At 39.7% G+C, this 5,146-nt stretch carries 6 protein-coding genes; all 6 read right to left on the bottom strand.

The window, feature by feature from the left end:
• Positions 1–437: glycosyltransferase family protein (locus ACKI5B_RS07200; protein WP_486401669.1), on the bottom strand; the 437-nt coding region annotated here is incomplete at its 3' end.
• A 53-nt stretch (positions 438–490) separates the two neighbouring features.
• Entirely contained in the window at positions 491–2,251 is a 1,761-nt protein-coding gene (locus ACKI5B_RS07195) for a methyl-accepting chemotaxis protein (protein WP_407427262.1), read from the bottom strand.
• A gap of 23 nt (positions 2,252–2,274) precedes the next feature.
• On the bottom strand, positions 2,275–2,985 hold the full coding sequence (gene deoD / locus ACKI5B_RS07190) for a purine-nucleoside phosphorylase (RefSeq protein WP_407427260.1): 711 nt from the start codon (positions 2,983–2,985) through the stop codon (positions 2,275–2,277).
• Positions 2,986–3,016: 31 nt separating this feature from the next.
• Positions 3,017–3,637 (bottom strand): chromate transporter, encoded by a 621-nt coding sequence (locus ACKI5B_RS07185; protein WP_407427258.1) that lies wholly within the window; start codon positions 3,635–3,637, stop codon positions 3,017–3,019.
• Positions 3,630–4,205 (bottom strand): chromate transporter, encoded by a 576-nt coding sequence (locus tag ACKI5B_RS07180; protein ID WP_407427256.1) that lies wholly within the window; start codon positions 4,203–4,205, stop codon positions 3,630–3,632. Before ACKI5B_RS07180 ends, ACKI5B_RS07185 begins: the two co-directional genes overlap by 8 nt.
• Positions 4,206–4,284: 79 nt before the next feature.
• Positions 4,285–5,146, bottom strand: an 862-nt coding sequence (locus ACKI5B_RS07175) for a 4-alpha-glucanotransferase (RefSeq protein WP_407427254.1), incomplete at its 5' end; no start/stop codon positions are given.

Raw genomic sequence — 5,146 nt, 5'->3', positions numbered from 1 at the left:
GTGCAGTCGCAGCTGATAGAAGAAAGATAGTTCCCTAAGGTTTCGAAAGCTTTTCTTCCGTAGTAGTCGTCTGCATTAATAACAGCAAATGGTTCGTTAACTGCCTGTTTTGCGCATAAAACTGCATGAATTGTGCCCCATGGCTTTGTGCGTTCTGCAGCCTGTTTTTGTTCAGCTTCTGTTAAAAGAGCTTCTGGTGTCTGAAATACATATTCAGCATTAAAATTACGTGCAACTCTGTCAAAAAGCCGTTCACGGAAATCTTTTTCGATATCTTTTCGGATGATGTAAACAATTTTTCCGAATCCACACTTTTTTGCATCATAAGCGGCAAAGTCTAAAAGACATTCGCCGTTTTTTCCTACGGCATCAATCTGCTTAACACCGCCGTAGCGGCTTCCCATTCCAGCCGCCAAAACTAATAACGTTGGTTTCATTTTTATCCCTTATTTACTTTTAAAATACCACTTTTGTACAATATGGTAAAGTTTTATTTTATGCCGGTCGATTTTAGAGCAGCTTTTGTTTTTTCAAGAAGAATTTCTGAATTATCTGCAGCGTGTTTTACCTGCTCTGCAAGTTCTTCATTTTCATGCCGCATGATTTCAAATTTTCCTCCGGAAAGTTTAACGCTTTTTGTAATTGTTTCAAGATTTGAATCAATTGTTTTTCCAAGTGTATTCTGTTCCCGGATTGATTCTGACATTTCTTCAAAATTTGCATTTACATTACCGCTGTTTTCAACAATCGTATCAAAAGAAGAACTGACAAATTTTGAATTTTCGACCATTTGCCCGACCATATTCTTCATGTCGTTTATTGCAAGTTCTACCTTATCTTCCTGATCGCGGCTTTTTACTGCAAGTTTTCGTATTTCCCTTGCAACAACAGCAAAGCCGGCACCTAATTCACCTGCATGAGCTGCTTCTATTGCCGCATTAAGAGCAAGTAAATCTGTCTGAGATGTAACATCTGCAATAAGTTTATTTGCTTCTACAAGCCTGTCTGAGCATTTTACAAGTTCTGTAATCTGTGTGCGCAGATTTTCTACATAATTCTGGCCTTCATTTGAATTTTTTTCCAGATCTTTTGCCGTAGAAAGTGAGTCCTGCCTGATTGAATCAAGAACATGAAGCTGTGAAACAAGTTCGCTTATTTCAGATTGTGATTCTTCAATGCTGGCGGTCTGCTGATCCATAAGTTCTGAGTACTGATCAAGCGATTTTACTGTCGAAGCAACCGTTTCTTTAACATTTGTAATGAAATCTTTCTGCATGGAAGCGTCATTTTCTGTTTCGAGAATTACTTTTGACAGAGACTTTAAAACATTCATTACAAACATAACAAAAATTACTGTTACAAAACCGCAGATTACAAGAAGGAGTATGACAACAAGTGTTAAAGAATTTGAAACAGCATCCTTTAATGTATACGGCTGGAAAAGTACGATAAACCAGTTAACTGTCGGAATCGGAACAAAAACATATTCTCCTTTGTTTGTGGATAGAACTTCAGGCATTTCGACCGCAATCTGTTTATCAGAAAGTTCCTCCATGATTTCAGAAATCGGAGTTTTATTTTCAATTAAAGAGGTGTCAAGGGCACCTGTGATTTCAAAATTATTGTTATAAAAATAAAGGGAAATATTTTTATCAAGATTTGAATAGACTTCATCAAAAAGCCCGTTTAAAGGAATCCCGGTTCCTGCCATTCCTACAGGTTTCTGATTTTCGTTTTTTACAACTGCGTTTATCCAGAGCATTGTTTTTTGAAGTTCCGGGTTGTAATTGATGTTAAAATTGTAGACATCAGTTTCAAAGACTGTCATTTTATACCAGGAAGAAGCCGGATCTTCAGGATCAACTGTATAAGCGTAGGCTAAATCTGAATAAAAGCGGTAATCTGAATCTGAAACCCAGAATGATGATTTACTTAAAAAAGAATCCTGATAAGATTTAAATTCTTTTAGAGCAGCTGTGTACAATTCTTTGTCAGAAGGATTTTCCATGTATGAAACAATTGTGGGAGATTTTGCCATTTGAATAACAAGAGCCAGCTGGCTTTTTAAGTCTGATTCAAACTGCAGAGTTTTTATATTACCCAGCTGGATAAGTTTTGAATCTGTAGTCTGGTTAAAAACCTTTCGGGAGCCTATTGTAATCAGAAGTAAGGAAATTAAAAGAATACAAGTTAAAAATAAGGCTGAAAAAATGAGTGTTTTTAATTTGTAGTTAATATTTTTTAAAATCATACTTCGACTCCCGCAATTACTGGTTAATTATTAGTAGCCACAATCGTTTCAAGTGCAATCTTCATCATACTGGTGAAGGTTGTCTGTCTTTCTTCTGCAGTGGTAGCTCCGCCAAGAAGAATATGATCGCTTACGGTCATGATTGCCATTGCTCGCCTTTTATATTCAGCTGCAAGTGTGAAAAGTTCTGCACTTTCCATTTCAATTCCAAGTACGCCGTATTCTGCCCAGATTTTCCAGTTGTCGTTTTTGTCGTAGAAAAAGTCACTTGAAGCAACAGAACCTACCTGATACCGGATTTTCATGTCAGAAGCGATTTTGTCGGCGGCACGGACAAGCTCGAAATTTGCTGTCGGAGCAAAATGCATGCTGCCGAAACGCTGGTTTAAAAGGCTTGAATCAGAACAGGCGGAATTTACAATGATTGTGTCGCGAAGAGCGATATCTTTTGTTACAGCACCGCAGGTTCCGACCCTGATTGCCGTCTGAACGCCATAAAATTTAAAAAGCTCTGTGGCATAGATTGAAAGGGAAGGCTGCCCCATGCCGGTTCCCTGAACGCTTACAGGAACGCCTTTGTATGTGCCGGTAAACCCGTACATACCGCGGACTTCGTTGTAGCATTTTGCATTTTCTAAGAAATTTTCTGCGATAAACTTTGCCCGCAACGGATCTCCTGGAAGAAGAACTGCGGGAGCGATTGCACCTTCTGGTGCGTTAATATGTGTACTCATGCTTTTATTATAACACGGGTTTTAGAAAACGCTAGCAGAAAATCACGCCGAAAACAGCTCCCGCTGCCACTAAGAATACAGGATGAATCTTAGTCTTAAAAAGAATTCCAAGACACAAAATGTAGAAAACTGCATTCACACCTGAAATATGAATTGTGCTGTTCCAGGTTGAAGGAGCAGAAAGTAAAAAGCCTTCATGAATTACAAAAAGTGCTATTATAATAATTTTAACGGCTGCAACGGCAATAACTCCTGAAACTGCCGGTCTGAGAGTTTTGAAAGCTGCCTGAACGCCTTTTTTTTGAGCAAATGTCCCGAAAAAACGCGCAATCAGAATGATGCAGATAATCGATGGTAAAACTTCTCCAAGAGTAGAGAAAAATCCGCCGAAAATACCGTAAAGTTCTGTTCCTATATATGTTGCAATATTAATTCCGATTGGACCAGGTGTACTTTCAGAAATTGCGACCATATTGAAGAAAAATTCATCATCAATGAGCTGAAACTGATCTACCAGAACCTGCTGCATTACAGTAATGGCAACCTGACCGCCTCCGATTGTAATAAGCCCTACATAAAAAAATACACCGATAAGACACAAAAGCCCGATTCCGGTCTGTGATTGTATTTCAGTTATAAGAAAATCAGTCATTTACAGCCTCACTTTTCTTAAACTCACCCCGAAATCCTGCCAGAATTACTCCGAGAACTGCGCTTCCAAAAATTACCCAGACAGTTCCAACCTTGAGGATAAAAATCAGCACGAAGGAAATTACAAGCAGTATAAAGCCGAAAAGATTTTTTACGGACTTTTTGGAAAAATTGTAAACTGCACTCGTAAGAATTGCTGCAACTGCAACATTAATTCCAGTTAAAGCCTTTTTTACCCACCAGATATTACTGAAATTCGAAATGAATTTTGCAATCAGAGTGATAATGATGATTGAAGGAAAAACCATTCCGAAAGTGGCAACGCAGCCGCCGATAACTCCCGCCTTCTTGTATCCGATAAAAGTTGCAACATTAACCGCTATAATGCCCGGTGTACTCTGTCCGATTGCAAAGTAATCGAGAAGTTCGTCAGAGTTTGTCCAGCCGCGTTTTTCGGCAAGTTCGCGTTCCAGAATCGGAAGCATGGCAATGCCCCCGCCAAATGTACAGAGCCCGATTTTAAAGAAAATCGAAAAAAGTTCCCATAGTGTTTTTAATTTTTGTTTCATTTTAATAAACCTCAGATTACACAGATGTCACAGATAAAAATCTAATCTGGGGTAATCTGTGCATATCTGTGGATTCTCCTTATCTTGCATAAAGCACACAAAGTTCATGGAGCCAGACAGCCATTTTTTCAGCTTTTTCGCCTTTTATCATGCATTCATCGGCACGCCATGCCCAGTTTGCCCCGCTGGTGCTAGGCATATTCATGCGTGTTTCACTTGAAAGGGCATAAAGATCCTGAAGCGGGATTACAGCGATATTTGCTGTGCTTGAAAGAGCTGCCTTGATGAATTCTTTTGTGAGTTTTTTGCTTTTTACGAGTTTTTTTGCAGATTCTGCAGTCTGAACTTCGCCGGTAAAATATTCTGCAATCAGCCGAACCGTTTCATCGTCAAGACTTTCAAGCAGGCCCTGAGTTGTGTCGTTGTCGTGAGTGCCAGTGTAGATTACGCAGTTTGTTGTTTCAAAATTGTGAGGAAGGAAAGCATTTTTGAGGCTGCCAGCCTTCCATTCGTTTTTGTCGAAGGCAAACTGTAAGACTTTCATGCCGGGTAAGCCTGATTCATCGCGAAGGCTTCGTACTTCATCGGTGATGATTCCCAAATCTTCTGCGATGAGCGGTAAGTCTCCGAGTTCAGAGCGGATTGCATTGAACAAATCGATACCCGGGCCTTTTTCCCATTTTCCGTTTACGGCATTTTCACTTCCAAAAGGAACTGCCCAGTAACTTTCAAAGCCCCGGAAATGGTCGATTCTGACATAATCTACAAGGGAAAGCATTTTTTTGATTCGGCTAATCCACCAGCTGTAACCGTCTTTTTTGAGGTTTTTCCAGTTGTAAAGAGGATTTCCCCAGAGCTGACCGGTGGCCGAAAAATAATCCGGCGGAACACCTGCAACGGCAGAGAAATTGCCGTTTTTTCCTGTCTGGAAGAATTTCTGA

This window comes from Treponema sp. (assembly GCF_045657965.1).
Lineage (GTDB): Bacteria > Spirochaetota > Spirochaetia > Treponematales > Treponemataceae > Treponema_D.
This window is presented reverse-complemented; position numbering and strand designations above follow the sequence as displayed.

Coding starts and splice junctions, on each gene's coding strand:
- deoD (WP_407427260.1), bottom strand. CDS start 2,985: ATGAGTACACATATTAACGCACCAGAAGGTGCAATCGCTCCCGCAGTT.
- ACKI5B_RS07195 (WP_407427262.1), bottom strand. CDS start 2,251: ATGATTTTAAAAAATATTAACTACAAATTAAAAACACTCATTTTTTCA.
- ACKI5B_RS07180 (WP_407427256.1), bottom strand. CDS start 4,205: ATGAAACAAAAATTAAAAACACTATGGGAACTTTTTTCGATTTTCTTT.
- ACKI5B_RS07185 (WP_407427258.1), bottom strand. CDS start 3,637: ATGACTGATTTTCTTATAACTGAAATACAATCACAGACCGGAATCGGG.